8 protein-coding genes are annotated in these 17,011 nt (G+C 67.8%); all 8 read left to right on the forward strand.

Annotation, left to right across the window (positions count from 1 at the left end; all coding sequences use genetic code 11):
- Nucleotides 1-16 precede the first annotated feature (16 nt).
- Nucleotides 17-937: a hypothetical protein gene (locus EJB06_RS01930; RefSeq protein WP_126072303.1), complete on the forward strand. Its 921-nt coding sequence runs from the start codon at nt 17-19 to the stop codon at nt 935-937.
- Between the two features lie 38 nt (nt 938-975).
- On the forward strand, nt 976-1,929 hold the full coding sequence (locus EJB06_RS01935) for a hypothetical protein (RefSeq protein WP_126072304.1): 954 nt from the start codon (nt 976-978) through the stop codon (nt 1,927-1,929).
- A gap of 184 nt (nt 1,930-2,113) precedes the next feature.
- Nucleotides 2,114-3,322: a hypothetical protein gene (locus tag EJB06_RS01940; RefSeq protein WP_126072305.1), complete on the forward strand. Its 1,209-nt coding sequence runs from the start codon at nt 2,114-2,116 to the stop codon at nt 3,320-3,322.
- Nucleotides 3,319-5,475, forward strand: coding sequence for an ATP-binding protein (locus tag EJB06_RS01945; protein ID WP_126072306.1), 2,157 nt, complete (start codon nt 3,319-3,321; stop codon nt 5,473-5,475). The genes EJB06_RS01940 and EJB06_RS01945 overlap by 4 nt, the downstream gene beginning before the upstream one ends.
- Nucleotides 5,476-5,508: 33 nt before the next feature.
- On the forward strand, nt 5,509-8,418 hold the full coding sequence (locus tag EJB06_RS01950; RefSeq protein ID WP_126072307.1) for a DUF4132 domain-containing protein: 2,910 nt from the start codon (nt 5,509-5,511) through the stop codon (nt 8,416-8,418).
- 2 nt (nt 8,419-8,420) lie between these two features.
- On the forward strand, nt 8,421-11,282 hold the full coding sequence (locus tag EJB06_RS01955) for a DUF4132 domain-containing protein (RefSeq protein ID WP_164557779.1): 2,862 nt from the start codon (nt 8,421-8,423) through the stop codon (nt 11,280-11,282).
- A 37-nt stretch (nt 11,283-11,319) separates the two neighbouring features.
- On the forward strand, nt 11,320-14,178 hold the full coding sequence (locus EJB06_RS01960) for a DUF4132 domain-containing protein (protein ID WP_126072309.1): 2,859 nt from the start codon (nt 11,320-11,322) through the stop codon (nt 14,176-14,178).
- 3 nt (nt 14,179-14,181) lie between these two features.
- Nucleotides 14,182-16,977 carry a DUF4132 domain-containing protein gene (locus tag EJB06_RS01965; RefSeq protein WP_126072310.1) on the forward strand — a complete coding sequence of 932 codons (2,796 nt, stop codon included), beginning with the start codon at nt 14,182-14,184 and terminating at the stop codon, nt 16,975-16,977.
- Nucleotides 16,978-17,011 lie beyond the last annotated feature (34 nt).

Raw genomic sequence — 17,011 nt, forward strand, 5'->3', positions numbered from 1 at the left:
ATCAATGCATTGGCACATGATGAAACGAAGAATAATTGCGCTCGCCTGCGTGGCGGCGGGGCTATTGACTACCTCGATGATTTTCTCGCATGCCGATAAGGGCGTGCGCACGACCTATTCGCAGCGGCCGGCTTCGCATGCCGGCGCGCCCGCGCCGCATCCGGATCACGGCAACGGCGATGGCCGGCCGGCAGCGCCCGCTTCCGTGACCGTCGCCGCCGCCATGTGCCCGCCCATGTTCGGCGCGACGGTCGCTATGGCGCCCGAGCAGGAGTCACGCGTGCTGGCCGGAATGCAAGCGCTTATCGCGAAACAGTACGATGTCCCGACGCTGCTCCAATTATCTCAACAAGGCAACACGGCGGCGGCCCTGCTGCTGTTTCAGCGCCTGCGGCCATGCTCAGAAGCAACTCGATATGTGGATAACATGGAATTCGAGGCAGCCGATGTCGACGATTTTTCCGCTCGCGAATGCGCGCAACTGCCCGATGCCGTGCTGCGCAATCCGATCGGCATCCTCCTGCGGGCAGCCGATGCGGGTTCCGCGCCCGCCAGGATCCTGATTTCGAAAAACGCGCCCACCGTGGCGTCGGTCATGGCGATTGCCGGCGATTCGTCCACACAAGCCATTTCCGAATTGAGAACGCTTGCCGAACGTTACGGTCTGGACGCAGCCCGCTCCGGATCGGAAAGCGCCATGGCCTGGCTTGCGCACAGCTACCTGACTGGCGCCTTCGGCCGCAAAGATGCGGCGAGCGCGTATGCGATCACGCATGCATGGGCCCGCTCGGGAAGCGCCGGACAGCGCGAGCGCCTCGCCTATCTGCGCTCCCACCTGTCCGCTTCCGAACTGAACGATGCGCACTCCTTGCTCAAGCGCTGCAGCGTTGCCGGCGACCAGCACCGGCTGTCGATATTCGCCTCGCCATTCAACTAGCACCCCACCTTTCCATCGATCTCCTTAAAGGTAACTTCATGCTGAAACTCATATTCTTCAATACCTTCTTCGGAATGGCCCTGCTCGGGCATGCTTCCATCTGTTTTGCGGGCACCGACGTTTCTCACCGGCTCGAGAGGTTTATCGCCAAAACCGACACCGTCGCCAGCAGCGGCAAACCGACCAGGGAAAAGGCCGCTATCATCGACGCCGCATACAGCGCCAGTTTTGCGGCGGATCCGTCGGCCATCCCCGACGAGGAGCTCGATGCCCATTTCGAGGCCACCCAATACCTCATGTTTTATACCCTGGATAAGGCCAGGCTGCCGCTGTTCGAGCAGATCGTGGAACGCTTGAACCTCGCCGGGAAAGCGACGCCCGAGCACCACAAAAAACTGATGCAGGCGTATTTTGCGCTGCGTGAATTCAACAAGGCGAATGCGTTCGCCGAGCGCCATGGCCGGGATATCCCACAGTACCGCCCCATCGTCGCGCAAGTCCGCTCCGGCCCGCTGGTAAAGCGAACCGCCTGGATCTTTCAGGGACAAGGTGGCCTGACGCGACGCGAGCTCAATCTGGACAAGGGCCGCCACCTGGTGATGATTGCGTCGCCTTATTGCCATTTCGCCCGGGCGGCGCTGACCGCCATCGAGGACAATCCCACGCTCGCGCCGCTGCTGGCGAGCAGGATCACGGTGATGGCGATGAACGATTTCAGCTTCGACTACGCGCACTATGCGGCATGGAACCAGGCGCATCCTTCCCTCCCGTTCACGCTCACGCACGATCGGGACGAATGGCCCGAAGTGTCCCACTGGGTCTCGCCCGTGTTCCTGTTCTTTCGGGACGGCAGGCTGGAGTCGCAATTTTCCGGATGGCCCAAGGAGGGCAATATGGACAAGATCGTGGCAGGCTTTCACATTACGTTTCCCGATGACATGTTGACCAGGCAGGCAGACCAGGCGTCCCAGGCATCGCCCGCCCCTCGTTAGACGATCGCGGCCGTCGCGCGCTTGACACGCCGTCAAGCGCGCGACGGCCGCCAGACAAATGTGTAGTCTCCGGCAAGTTTCCACAATGCTACAATTCCATTCAGCATGCATTGGCCGGCATCGCTTTCATCACGCCTGAACAAGAACATCCCCACCTGGCTCAGCGGGGTAACGACCACCTGCGATGCCGAACGACGCTTTTTCCCTGCTGCTGTCCCAACACATGCGCCGCATCCGGGCCAGCGCGTCCGGCGTGGCGACCGAAATCGGCCTCTCGCGCGAATCGGTGAATAACTGGCGCAACGGCTCGTCGCTGCCCAGCCCCAAGTCGCGCGACCGCCTGCACGCCTGCGCGCGCTATCTGCGGCTGACCGAAACCGAAACCAACCAGTTCTTCGCCGCCGCCGGCCTGGAACCCGAATTTCCCCTGCAAGGCGACGGCGCGGGCGACGGCGAAACCCCGTTCGCCGCCTTCATCGAGCAATTGTTCATGCAATTGGCGCAATCGACGCCCTACCCGATCACCTTGCTGCTGTCGCAGGCGCACTGGGGCCAGCCGCCGTTCCGGCACGAACTGCTGGCCCGCGCGCGCGCCCAGTACGGGGCCGGCGCCACCCTGCACATCCAGCCGCCGTACAGCGTCAGCGCCAACAGCGGCGAGTATTTTGCCGCCATCGGCCGCCAGTGCGGCTTCGACAACGTGGCATCGGACTACGAGTTCGAGGCCGCCATGGAACAGCGCCTGGGCGCCGGCGAGCGCGTGTTTTGCCTGGTCAGCCGCTTCGAACAGGGCACGCCCGCCTTGCGCGAGGCGCTGGCCGGGATCCTGCGCAGCCTGAGCGAAATGTACAGCGGCCGCCTGCATCTGCTGCTGTGCGGCGGCGAAGCGCTGGCCGACCTCAAATACCGCAGCGGCGACCTGTCGCTGCTCAATATCGCGCGCGTGGCCCACTGGCCGGATGCCGACGCCGACGACCTGCGCATCCTGGCCGGCCAGCGCTGGCCCGCGCACGGCCTGGCGCCGGGGGCCGTCGCGGCGCTGGCGAACCTGTGCGGCGGCCACCCGGCCCTGTTCGAAGAAGGCATGCAGTGGCTGAGCGAACGCGGCGCCACCCTGCCCGACGCCTTGCCGGACCTGCGCGTCCACCTGGCCAACAGCGCGCGCCTGTGGCAAACCTTCCTGCCGCTGACCGCCACGCCGGCCTCGCGCGAGCGCCTGCGCGAACTGCTGCACGCCCCGGACCTGGGCCGCGCCCGTCCCTACCTGCAGGATGACGAGCTGCGCCGCCTGTTCTGGGGCAACCTGGTGCACGTGCGCGGCCAGGGCGACGAGGCGCGCCTGCATTGGCGCTGCGACACGATCCGCGACGCCGGACTGGCGGTACTGGCATGACCACCCCGGCGACGCCACCGCGCACGCTGCGGCGCGCCCTCATCATCGGCGGCCTGACCCTGCTGGTGGCCAGCGCCGTGCTCACGCCCAAGCTCAATCCGCTCACGCGCTCGCGTGTGATGGCGGCCGAGAACATCGGCCTCGTCTGGAACGACATCAACCTGTGGCGCATCGCCCTGTCCCAGGCCGTGCGCGAAAGCGACGACGGCGCTTGGCCGGCCGATATCCAGCAACACCGCCCGCAAGGCGTCGGCCCCCACATCGGCGTGCGCTCGCCGGGCCCGTGGCAGCTGGAAGCGACTATCTCCCGCGACGCCGAGCTCGGCATCCTGGCCGGCACGCAACTGCTGTTCACCTACGATCCCGCCAGCATGCACTGGCGCTGCCGCAACGGCGCCCCGCCGATGCCGGCCGGGTACATGCCGATCTCCTGCGAAGGCATGGACGCGTCCCCCGGCGAGACCGGCATGCCCGGCACCCTGCTGCTCTGGTGCGCCCTGCTGTTCATCGGCGCCGCCATCTTCTGGGTGCTGCGCCATCCCCTGATCGGCCCCGGACAACTGCGTCCGGGTCGCCTGCGCCGCACGCCCTACCCGCAGCTGCCGCAGGTGGACCGCCTGCTGCGCCTGAGCGGGCGCCTGCGCGCCGTCTTGCAGGCCGCCCAGATCGCCTTGCCGGAATGGCAACGGGCGGTCGCCTATGCCCGCCACGGCGCCGACCGGCGCCTGGCCACCCTGGCCGAGCGGCTCGGCACGCGCGCCAGGCCGGCCGACGGCTGGGACCTGCCGGGCATCGTCGTCGAATGGCAATTCGCCAACGCCCTGCCCGTCTCGCTGGACCGCTGCCTGGCCTTTGTGCCGGAGACCGGCTGCGATGAAGACGAGCTGATCCGCCGCCTGATGGCGGCCCCGACCGGCTCGGATGTGATGCTTGTCCTGGCGCCCAACACGGCGCAGGCGCCAATGCCGCGCCTGCAGGGCTACTGCGAGGACCGCACCAATCTGTTCGTCATGATCGATGGCGCGGCCCAGTCCGAATGCCTGCTGAGCCGCAACCCGGCCGATGTCCTGCTGCGGCTGCTGGCGGCGCAACTGCGCGTGACCCGCATTTCGCCCTACCAGACACGGGGCGCCATCACCAGCGCCGGCGCCTTTTTCGGGCGCGAGCAACTGCTGGCCCGGGTGATCGGGCGCGAGCCGGCCAATTACCTGGTGGTAGGCGGACGCCAGCTGGGCAAGAGCAGCCTGCTCAAGGCGGTCCAGCGGCGCCTGCAAGACCATCCGCACATCGTCTGCCATTACCTCTCGCTGCGCGACCACCGGCTGGCGCCGCGCATGGCCCTGCAGTTCGGCCTGCCCGCCGCGACAACGCTCGACGACATCATCGCCCACCTCGAAAGCACCTACGCCGGCAAGCGCCTGTTCCTGATGATCGACGAAGCCGACCTGTTCTTCCGCGACGAGTCCGGCAACGGCTACCGCCAGCTGGCGGCGCTGCGCGCCCTGAGCGACGAAGGGCGCTGCTGGTTCATGCTGGCCGGCTTCTGGGACCTGTACGCGACGGCGGTGCTCGATTATCAGTCGCCGCTGCGCAATTTCGGCGAAGTGCTGACCATCGGCGGCCTGGAAACCGAGGCCTGCCGCGAGCTGGCGACCAAGCCGCTGGCGCGCCTGCGCTACGGCGTCGACAACCCACGCCTGGTCGAGCAGCTGGTCGAGGCCAGCGGCCAGCGCGCCAACCTGCTGGCAATCCTGTGCCACGAATGCCTGGAACTGCTCGGCAGCGGCGAACGCGTGATCGAAGCGCGCCACACCGCGCAAGCGATGGCCTCGACCGCGGTGCAGGATGCACTGGCCGGCTGGGGCCGGCTGAGCAATGACGAAACAGCCTGCCGCATCGACCGCATCGCCGTCTATCACACGGCATTGCACGGCAAAACCAGCCTGGCCGCACTGGCCGACCTGTTCGCCGGCAGCGGCCGCGCCACCGAACCGGAAGCGCTGCGCCAGGCCCTGGCCCGTTTGCAACTGGCGTACGTGCTGCGCCGCTGCGAGGGCGGCTTCATGTTCGCCATTCCGCTATTCCTGAAGCAATTCGAAGCTGGCGAAACGGCCGTCCTGCTGCGCCAGGAGCTCGCCGCCACGCCGCATTAATCCACCAACGACTGTATAAGACGACAAGACGCGATGAACGACCAGACACCGCCCCCAAGCTCCCTCGCCGCGCTGAGCGCGCTGCCCAACAAGCAGGCGGCCCTGGCTGCGGCAATCGACGAACGCTTGCAAAACGGCCATCTGCAAGAGGTACTCGACTTCCTGGGCAGCTGCGACATCGAGCTGGTGCGCCATATCGATCCCTATATCTATGCGCCCATCTGGAAACGCGACCCGGCCCTATGGCGCACGCTGGCGCGGACAACGGCGCCGCGCGGCTTCCTGTGGCGCGCACCGGACCCGGAGATCATGCCCGGCGACGCCAGTTTTTCGCACGAGCTGCGCGCCATCGCCGACCGGCACCTGGCGGACGCCGCCACGGTGCCCGGCAACGAGGCCCGCTATTTCGTGCTGCACAGCGTGGTGCACACCCTTCCCTATCCCGGCATCGGGCGCGACGAAGTGCTGGAACTGGTCGACTGGACCCTGTCCCTGCGGCGCGCGGCCGGCATCCGCGACGACGCCGAGGCCAGCTGCGGCCTGCCGCAGCTGCTCGCCTGCCTGCCTGATACGGCCGACCTGATCGCGCTGGCCGGCCAGGCCAAGCGCCTGTGCGAGTTCGCCCTGCGCGAGCACGGCAGCCGCCTGCGGGAAGGCGAGGCGCGCCAGCACTGGCTGCCATGGCACGCGTTTTTTCAGGCCCACCCCGGCTATCTCGACACATTCCACGAGGTGGTGGGCGACCCGGCATTGATCGTCGGGCGCTGGCCGCATGCCTCGCCCGAACTGCGCGACGAACTGCGCAATACCGTGGTGCGCAAGCTGCGCTACGACATGGGCGCCGACGAGGACTACTTGGTCGAGGCCCTGGACTGGATCATCCGGGCTGACGAAGCGGGCTTCGCCGATTTTCTCAGCGCAAAGTCCTATGTTTTCAACGAGCGGCTCGCCAGCCTGATCTGGAAAGAGCGGTATCCGCTGCTGCTGCCCCAGCTGTTCCCGAGGATCTTCGGCCGCAACGAGTGCGTCGAATCCCATGCCGACACGCTGCGCGCCATGCTGGCCGCGCAGCCGGAGCTGATGCTGACCGTGCCGGCGGCCAGCCTGGACCGCGTGCTCGTGCTCCTGCCGGCCGCGACCTTGCGCGCCGGCCTGCCGGTGTTGACCACCGTCATCGGCGGCAGCAGCTCGAAGTCGCTGCGCGCCGCCATGGCCGAGGCGGCCAAACGCCTCGACATCGCCGATCTCGTCGGCGCCGGCTGGCTCGCCGTGCGCAGCAAGAACCTGCGCCTGGCCTGCAAGGACATCCTGCTGGCCCATCCGGACCAGGATGGCGCCGCGCCCCTGCTGGCCCGGATGCTGGCCGCCGGCGCGCTGGACGCGGCCTCGGCCAGCACGGTGTCGGCGGCGGTGGCGCAGCGCGCGCCGGCTGCGGCCCCGGCGGCGCCAGTCCTCGCCTGCGACGAGGACCGCGCACGGCTCGAAGCGGAAGCGGCAGGCATCAAGCGCTGGTCGGCCGCCATCAAGCCGCTCGACCATCCCGAGACCCTGGCCCTGTTCCAGCCGCTGTCGGAACACGCCGCGCGCGCCACCCTGCAACTGGCGGCCACCGGCGAGGAAGGCCTGCCGCCGCTGGCCGTCGACTTGCTGGTCCAGGTGCCGCCGGAGAATCGGGCGCGCCTCGCCCGGCAAGCCATGGAAACCTGGATCGCCAGCAATGGCGAACCGAAGCTGCGCTGGATGCTGCGCCTGGCGCAGGGCGCCGCCGACGACCGCAGCGTCGACCTGCTCAGCGCGGCCGTCTTTGCTTGGGGCAAGACGCGCAAGCAGCGCGCCGTCATCGCCATCGATCAGCTGGCGGCACTCGATTCCCTGTACGCGCTGGCGCGGGTGCTGGAAATTGCCGAATCGCGCAAGATCAAGCCGATGGTGGTCGAGGCCGCGCTGGCGGCCCTGCACGCGGCGGCGGCACGGCGCCAGCTGGGCATCGGCGAGCTGCTCGACGAACTGACGCCGGACTTCGGCCTGGGCGACGGGGTCGCGCTGAGCGTCGGCGCCCAGCACTACCAGGTCGCGCTCCAGGGCGACCTGAGCCTGCGCCTGGTCGACGCCAGGGGCAAGCTGTCGAAAACCCTGCCGGCGGTCCGGGACGACAGCCTCAAGCCCGCCTGGGAGGCTGCCAACAGCCGCTTCAAGACCCTCGGCGCGGCCCTCAAGACGGTCGCTAAACAATTGACGCCGCGCATGCTGGTGGCCCTGGTCACCGGCAAACGCTGGAGCGCGCAGCGCTGGACGCGCCTGTTCCGCGACCACGCCTTGCTCAAGATCCTGGGGCGCAGCCTGATCTGGCAGAGCCAGGGAACGGCGCCGGCCAGCTTCCGCATCGCCGAAGACCTGTCGCTGGTGCAGGCCGACGACAGCGTGTTTTCATTGCCGGACGACGCCATGGTCACGCTGTGGCATCCGGCGAGCGCCGCCGCCGGCGAGCTCGACGCCTGGCGTGCGCACCTGGCCGACTATGAACTGACCCCGCTGATCGACCAGCTCAACGCGCCATCCGCGCTGCCGCCGGCGGCGTCGATGAACGCCGAGCGCCTGCTGGCGCCGGCCGGCCTGCGCGTGGCCCAGGAGCAGCTGGCCTCGATCATGAACAAATGCGGCTACCGCCAGGGACCGACCGGCGACGGCGCCTGGATCACCTGGCATGCGTGGCCGCTGGCCGCCGCCCAGCTCGAAGTGCGCCTGCAGAACGGCATCATGTCGCCGTACATGAACATCGGCAGCCCCATCGACATCGACAGCATCGAAGTCTGGAGCACCGATGGCCGCCAGGCGCTGGTAGCGCCGGCCGGCTTGCCGGTGCCGCTGCTGGCGACCCTGTGGGCGCAATTACAATTACTCGACACCAAACGGATGGCCGAGGCCATCGAGGGAGCCCAATGACCATGAGCGACACCATTTATTCTGCGACGCCGCTCGCCGAGATCGACACCACCCATGCGGACGAGTCCGTCCTGGCAAGCGAAATCAGCCTGCGCCTGCGCGATGGCCGCGCCCAAGAAGCCTTCGACTACTTCCGCCAGTGCGACAAATACGTCCTCAATTCGCTGTCGCGGGCAAGCGGCGACCTGGCGTGGGAAACCGATCCGGCCGTCTGGCTGGCGCTGGCCCGGATCACCGTGCCGCGCGCCGTCCTGCTGCGCGAACCGGGGCACGCCCTCAGGCAGCGCGACGCCGCCTTTTCGCACGAAATGCGCTCGCTGGGCGAGCAATTGCTGGCCGCCGCCGGCGCTCAGCGCGATGCCATCATGTTCGTCATGAGCGCCATTGTCGACCGCCTGGCGTATCCCGGCATGCCGCGCGAGGAAGTATTCGAGGTGCTCGAATGGAACCTGACGCTGTCCCGGGCGGCGGGCTTTGCCGACGACCAGACGCCGAATCAGGTCCACCTGCTGGTGCGGCAACTGACCGAGACGGCCGACCTGATCGCCTTGTCCGGCATCGCCGAACGCTATTTCGAGACGGCCATGTACGTCTTTCGCGACCGCGTATCCGGCAAACCCTTGCGCGGACGCTGGGCGGCATGGCACGATTTTTTCCAGCGCCACCCGGAATACATCGACCTCAACCACGAAGCACTGGCCGACCCCGCACTGATCCTGGAGCGCTGGGACCTCGCCTCGACCACAGTGCGGAAGAATATGATCGGCAGCCTGCTGCACGCGCTGCGCTGGCACGAAGGCGCCGACCTGGACTACATCGGCGAGACCATCGATCCCCTGATCCGCGCCAACGAAGACTTTTTCGGCACCGTGCTGCAGGAGCAGTTCTACCGCTTCAACCCGGCGGCCGCCCGGCTGATCTGGGCGCGCCAATACCCGGCGCTGTCGACGCTGCTCCTGCCCTTGACGATGGCCTATCCCGGTTCGATCGGCGAGTACCGCGAGGTCCTGCTCGATGCGCTCTCCAGCAGGCCCGAGCTGATGCTGAGCGCGGTGCCGGCCAGCCTGGACGCGCTGATTCCGCTGCTGAGCGAGGACATCCTGCGCAGCGTCCTGCCGGACCTGGGCACACTGATCGGCAAGAGCGCCTCGAAAACGCTGCGCGAAGCGGTGAGCCGGATGGGCAGGCGGCTGGACATCGCCGACATCGTCCAGGCCGGCTGGCTGGACGTGCGCAACAAGAACCTGCGCCTGGCCTGCAAGGATTTGCTGATGGCGCACCCGGACCAGGCCAGCGCCAGCCCCCTGCTGGCGGCCATGCTCGCCGGCGGCCAGCTCGATGCCGCCACGGCCAGCACGGTGCAAGCGCACCTGGCCCAGGGCAGCCCGGACGCCGCGCCGGCTACCGGCGAAGACGCCCTGGCGCGCCTGGAAACCCAGGCCGCCTCGATCAAGCGCTGGTCGGCCGCCATCAAGCAGTTCGACACGCCGGACACGCTGGCCCTGTTCCAGCCCTTGTCCGGGCACGCCGCGCGCGCCGCGCTGCACCTGGCAGCCACCGCCGAAGAAGGTTTGCCGCCGCTGGCTGTCTCCCTGCTGGCGCAACTGCCGGCCGAGGCGCGTGCGCGCCTGGCGCGCTATCTGGTGGAACTGTGGATCGGCAACGACGGCAATCCCAAGCTGCGCTGGATACTGCGGCTGGCCCTGAACGGCGCCGACGACCGCATCGTCGACCTGCTCAGCGCGACCGTGTATGCCTGGGCGAAGACGCGCAAGCAGCGCGCCGTGATCGCCGTCGAGCAACTGGCGCTGATCGATTCGCTGTACGCGCTGGCGCGGGTGCTGGAAATCGCGGAATCGAAAAAGCTCAAGGGCGCGATTCCCGAGACAGCCCTGCATGCCCTGAAGGCGGCAGCGGCGCGCCGCCAGCTGGCCCTGGGCGAACTGCTCGACGAGCTGACCCCGGATTTCGGCCTCGGCCAGGGCATTGCGCTCTGCGTCGGCGCCCAGACCTGGCAGCTCGTCCTGCAGGGCGACCTGAGCCTGCGCCTGGTGGACGCCAGGGGCAAGGTCTCGAAAACCCTGCCGGCCAACAAGGACCCCGCACTGACGGCGGCCTGGGATGCGGCCAGCAGCCAGTTCAAGACCGTCAGCGCGGCCCTGAAGGCGGTTGCCAAGCTGCAAGCACCGCGCATGCTGGCCGCGCTGGTGACCGCCAAGACCTGGAGCGCGCCGCGCTGGACCCAGCTGTTCCTCGATCACGCCGTGCTGAGAATCATGGGCCGCAGCCTGATCTGGCAGACCCAGGGCGCCGATCCGCTCAGTTTCCGCATCGCCGAAGACTTTTCGCTGCTGCAGGCGAACGACGAGGTGGTGACGCTGGCGCCGGACGCCCAGCTCAGCCTGTGGCATCCGGCCACCGCGCGCGACGGTGAAGCCGAGGCATGGCGCAGCAATTTCGCCGACTACGAGATCGTGGCCCTGATCGACCAGATCGGCGCCCCGACCGCCTTGCCGCCGGCAGCGTCGATGAGCGCCGAGTGCCTGCTGGCGCCGGCCGGCCTGAGGGTCCCGCAGGAGCAACTGGCGTCGACCCTGGCCCGCTTCGGCTACCGCAAGGGGCCGGTGAACGACGGTCCGTCCATCGACTGGCACGAATGGCATCTGCCGGCGGCCCAGCTGTCGGTGCACCTGGAAAATGGCTATTGCTCGCCGATGATGGAAATCGGCAGCCCGATCGAGATCAACGGGATCCGGGTCTGGCATGCCGAGACCTACGAGACGGTGGCGCCCGCCAGCCTCCCCGTGCCGCTGCTGGCCACCTTGTGGTCGCATCTGCACGCGCTTGACGCCAGGCGCGTCTGATCGATCCATCCTTACCCTTCACCGACAAGAGAAGCCCATGAACGACACCGTCCTTTCCGCGAAACCATTGAATGAGATCGGCATCAAAGCCTACGGCGAAGATGCGCTGGCCACGGAAATCAGCCAGCGCTTCGAAAACGGCCGCGAACAGGAGGTGATCGCCTTCATCAAGCACTGCGACCGCTATGCGCTCAAGCAGTTGCAGATGGTCGAACCCGAATTTGCCGTCTGGCGCCGCAGTGCCGCCATGTGGCTGGCGTTTGCGCGCCTGACCGCGCCGCGCCATATCCTGTTTCCCGAGCCCTACCGCGACCTGCAACAGCGCGACGCCGCGTTGTCGCATGAAATGCGGGCGATGGGCAAGCAACTGATCGCCGACGCCCAGGCCGGCAAGGGGGGACGCAGCCACAAGGATGCCCTGCATTTCGTGCTGGACAGCATCATCGAGCGACTGCCGTACGAGGGCATGCCGCGCGACGAGGCTCTGGAGTTGCTCGAATGGAACAAGGAATTGCGCCAGGCGAACGGCATCGCCGACGACCAGTACGACTACAACCTGCAGGGCCTGATGGAGTGCCTGTCCGATCCGGCCGACCTGATCGCCCTCGCCGGCCAGAACGAACGCTACTTCGATACCGCGTTCTCGGTGCACAAATACCGCAGCAACAAGCTGCCCCGGCACGCGCGCTGGCTGCCCTGGCACGATTTCTTTCACCTGCATCCGGCCTGCTTCGACAAGCGCCAGGAAACCATGCGCGATCCGGCCCTGATCGTCTGGCGCTGGCCGCAAGCGACGCCGGAAGTGCGGCGGGCGATGGCGGAAACCCTGCTCGAAAACGCGCGCGACAACGACGACAAAGCCGACCAGGCCGCTTTCCTGGAGGCGCTCGACCGGCTCATTCCCGACAATGAAGCCTTTTTTGCCGCCCTGATGGTGGAAAATAGCTACCTGTTCCGGGGCAAGATCACCTCCCTGATCTGGAAAAAGCAATATCCCGGCCTGCTGCCGGTGCTGCTGCCGACGATCCTGCAGGACCGCTACTCGCTCGACGAGTACCGCGACGTGCTGCGTGCGATGCTGACCAGCCAGCCCGACCTGCTGCTGAGCGTGCCGGGCGCCAGCCTGGAAAAAGTGATCCCGCTGCTGACCACGGAACTCGTGCGCGCGCTGCTGCCGGTGCTGGGCACGGTGCTCGCCAAGAGCAGCTCGAAGGCGCTCGGCACGGCCATGGTCAAGGCCGCCAAAAAGCTCACGATCGACGATATCGCCGGCGCCGGCTGGCTGGACGTGCGCAGCAAGAACCTGCGCCAGGTCTGCAAGGACATTTTGCAATCCCATCCCGACAAGGCGGGCGCCAAACCCCTGCTCGACACCCTGCTCGCAGCCGACGCTGACGCAGCGGCCGCCGCCGCAGCCCGCGCACCAGCGCCAGCGGGCCCGTTTGCGAGCGAACTGGAACGGGTCGAATTCGAGGCGGCCGCCGTCAAGCGCATGTCGGTGGCCATTGCCGCCTTCGACAATGCCGACACCCTGGCCCTGTTCCAGCCCCTGTCCGAGCACGCGGCGCGCGCCACCCTGCACCTTGCCGCGACCGCCACCGACGCCCTGCCGCCGCTGGCGCTCGACCTGCTGGCGCAACTGACGCCTGAAAACCGGGCGCGCCTGGCCCAGCGCCTGGCCGAAACCTGGATCGGCAACGACGGCGAGCCGAAAATGCGCTGGATGCTGCGCCTGGCGGCGAGCGGCGCGGACGACCGCATCGTCGACCTGCTCAGTGCGACGGTGTTTGCCTGGGGCAAAATCAAGAAACAGCGCGCGGTCGTGGCCGTGGAGCAACTGGCGCTGATCGATTCACCGTACGCGCTGGCCCGCGTGCTGGAGATCTCGGAATCGCGCAAGGTCAAGAGCATGGTGCTCGATGCGGCCGCGATGGCCCTGCGCGCGGCCGCCAAGCGGCGCAAGCTGACCCTGGGCGACCTGCTCGACGAACTGACCCCGGATTTCGGGCTCGGCAAGGGTATCGCGCTGACTGTCGGCGCGCAGACGTATCAGGTCGTGCTGCAGGGCGACCTGAGCCTGCGCCTGGTCGATGCCAAGGGCAAGGTGTCGAAATCGCTGCCTGCGAACAAGGACGACAGCCTGACACAGGCCTGGGACGCGGCCGCCAGCCAGTTCAAGACCCTGTCCGCCAGCCTGAAAGCCGTTGCCAAGCTCCAGGCGCCGCGCATGCTGGCCGCGTTCGTGACCGCCAAGAGCTGGAGCGCGCCGCGCTGGACCCACTTATTCCTCGATCACGCGCTGCTGAAAATCATGGGCCGCAGCCTGATCTGGCAGACCGGGGGCGCCAGTTTCCGTATCGCCGAAGACTTTTCGCTGCTGCAAGCGAACGATGAGGTATTCACGCTGCCGTCCGATGCGCAGGTCACCCTGTGGCATCCGGCGACCGCGTCCACGGAAGAAATCGCGGCCTGGCGCAGCAATTTTGCCGATTACGCGCTCACGCCGATGATCGACCAGACCGGCGCCCCGTCCGAACTGCCGCCCGCGGCGTCGATGACGAAGGAAGCCCTGCTGGCCCCGGCCGGCCTGAAAGTGGCGCAGGAGCATTTTGCTGCGATCGTGAGCAAATGCGGCTACCGCCAGGGTCCGGTGGGCGACGGCCCGTCCATCGAGTGGCACGAATGGCTGTTGCCGGCGGCGCAACTGTCGGTCCGGCTGACGAACGGCTACTGCTCGCCGTACATGATGCTCGGTTCGCCCGTCGAGGTCGAGTCGATCACCGTCCTCGCCACAGGCGGCGGCTACAAGCGGGTGGCGCCGGCCAGCTTGCCCAAAGCGCTGCAGGCGACGCTGTGGTCGCACCTGCAATTACTCGATGCGAAACGGCTTGCCTGAGCGATGGATGGCGACAATTGCTTCCCCATTCCCCTGGCGGCGATGGCGTTCGACTTTGGGGTGGACGGCGCCTGGGTGGTCGCGCGGGAAATCGCCGCCCGGCTGCGGGCGGGGCGCGAACCGGAGGTCATGGCCTACCTGGCCGGATGCGATATCGCGCTGTTGCGCTCTCTGGGGCGTCTCGGCGGCGGGCGCGCGGTCTGGCAGCAGGATGATGCGCTGTGGCTGAGAATGGCGCGCGTGACCGTCGGCCGCCAGGTCCTGTTCACCGAAGCGGAGAATTTGCACAAGCAACGCAACGCCGCCTTTTCTGCCGACATGCGCACGCTGGGCCAACGCTGCAGCGGTGACGCCGAGGGACGCCGCTTCGTTCTGGACCAGATCGCCGATCTGCTTCCCTATCCCGGCATGCCGCTGGACGAGGCATTGGCTCTGCTCGACTGGATCCTGGCATTGCGGCGGAAAAACGGCATTGCTGACGACAATCTGCGCCGGCGGGACGGGGCCAGCCTGGTCGCCTGCCTGGCGAGCACGGCGGACCTGATCGCCGCTGCCGCCAGGGCCGCGTGTCTCTGCCAGCAAGCGCTGGACGAGTACCAGCGCCGTAGCCTTGAACTGCCCGCCGGCCAGCGCTGGCTGCCGTGGCACGACTTCTTTGCGCACCATCCCGACCTGTACGACAAATTTCACCAGGACGTCCCCGATCCGGCGCTGATCCTGCGGCGCTGGCCCGGCGCTTCGCCGGCGGTGCGCAAGGACATGGGCCTTACCTTGCTGGGCGCGATCGCGGACGACCATGGCCTGGACGCGGCCGACCAGCTGATGCGCCGGGACGAGGCCCTGTTCGCGGCGCTGCTGCAGGAGCACAGCGCGCCGTTCGGCGTTGCGCTGTCCAGACTGATATGGGAAAAGCAATATCCTGCCTTGCTGCCCTTGCTGTTTCCCCTGATGACAGAAACACGCCGCCGTATCGCCGAGCACCCGGACACCCTGCGCGCGCTGCTGTCGTCCGAACCGCAACGCGTGCTCACGGCCTTGCCCGGACATCTCGACCTGCTGATCGCGCTGCTGTCCCCGGACCAGCTGCGTGCGATCCTGCCGCAACTGGGAACAAGGATCGCCAAAACCACCTCGAAAGCGGTGCGCGATGCCATCGTCGCCGCGTCCGGGCACTTCGCTATCGACGAGATGAAAGCGGCAGGCTGGTTTGAGGTGCGCAGCAAAAACCTGCGCCTGGCGTGCCGCGACATCCTGCTGGCCCACCCGGACCAGGCCGCCGCCACGCCGCTGCTGGAAAAGATGCTCGCTTCGGGCGGCTTCGATGCGGCGGCATCGAGTTCGCTGTCGGCCGTGCTGGCCCCCTCTGGCGCTTGCTCGCTGGCGGAGCTGGAAACGCAGGCCGCCGCCGTCACACGCTGGTCGACTGCCATCAAGCCGTTCGAGCATGCCGAGGTGCTGGCGCTGTTCCAGCCCCTGTCCGAACACGCCGCGCGCGCCGCGCTGCACCTGGCGGCCACGGGCGACGATGCGCTGCCGCCGCTGGCCACGGCCTTGCTGGCTCAACTTTCCGCCGACAACCGTGCCCGCCTGGCCCTGCACGCGGTACGGACCTGGACCGCCGGCGAAGGCGAGCCCAGACTGCGCTGGATGCTGCGGCTGGCGGCGGACGGCGCCGACGACCGGATTGTCGATCCGCTCGCCGCAGCCATCGTCGCCTGGGGCAAGAAAGCCAGATACCCGCGCGCGCTGGTCGCCATGGCGCAGTTGAGCGCGCTCGATTCCCCCTACGCCCTGTTGCGCGTGATGGAGGCGGCCGAGTCCAGCAAGCTCAAAGACGCCGTCGTCAATCCCGCCATCGATACGCTGGCAGCGGCGGCGCGGCGGCGCAACTGCACAGTGGGCGAGCTGGTCGACGAGCTGAGCCCGGATTTCGGCCTGGCCGAGGGCGCCACGCTCAGCGCCGGCGCGCACAGCTACCGCATCGCACTCCAGGACGACCTGAGCCTGCGCCTGATCGACGCCAGGGGCAAGTCCCTTAAATCGCTACCGGCGAACGCGGACAGCAGCCGCTTCGCCATGCTCGCTGCGGCAGTCAAACACAGCGCCCGCCTGCAGGCGCCGCGCATGATGTGCGCGCTCATGACGGGCAAATCATGGAGCGCGCCGCGCTGGACCCGGCTGTTCCGTGAACATGCCTTGCTGCGGATTATCGGCCGCAGCCTGATCTGGCAGGCGGACGGCGCCAGTTTCCGCATCGCCGAGGATTTTTCGCTGATCCGGGCCGATGACGAACCATGCGACCTGGCTGCGGACGCCCGCGTCACCCTGTGGCATCCGGCCGGCGCGCAGCCGGGCGAGGCCGAGGCATGGCGCACCCACCTGGCCGACTACCGGCTGGCGCCGCTGATCGACCAGACCGGCGCACCGGCCGCCCTGCCGCCGGCGGCGCAATTGAGCAGCGACCGTTTGCAGGCGCCGGCCGGACTGGCTGTGACGTACGAGCACCTGGCCGCCATCCTGAGCAAGGCCGGCTATCGCGAGGGAACGCGCGCCGAAGGGCATTCCACGGACATCAGCTGGCACGCCTGGCCCCTGAGGATGGCCGGTCTGGAAGTGCGGGTCATGAACGGCGCGTGCCCGCCGTTTCCCAGTCCCGGCACGCCGGTCGGCGTGGCCTCGGTCGAACTGCGCGATGGCGCCAACGATGACGCCCTGGTGCCGACCGCCGACTGGCCGGCCGCGCTGCTGGCGACGGTCTGGTCGCAGCTTTTGTTGCTGGATGCAAAGCGTCTGGCCTGATACGCTATCACCTTCATGAACACAAAGGACGTAC

It is taken from the genome of Massilia atriviolacea (assembly GCF_003953935.1).
In the GTDB taxonomy this organism is placed as follows: domain Bacteria; phylum Pseudomonadota; class Gammaproteobacteria; order Burkholderiales; family Burkholderiaceae_D; genus Telluria_A; species Telluria_A atriviolacea.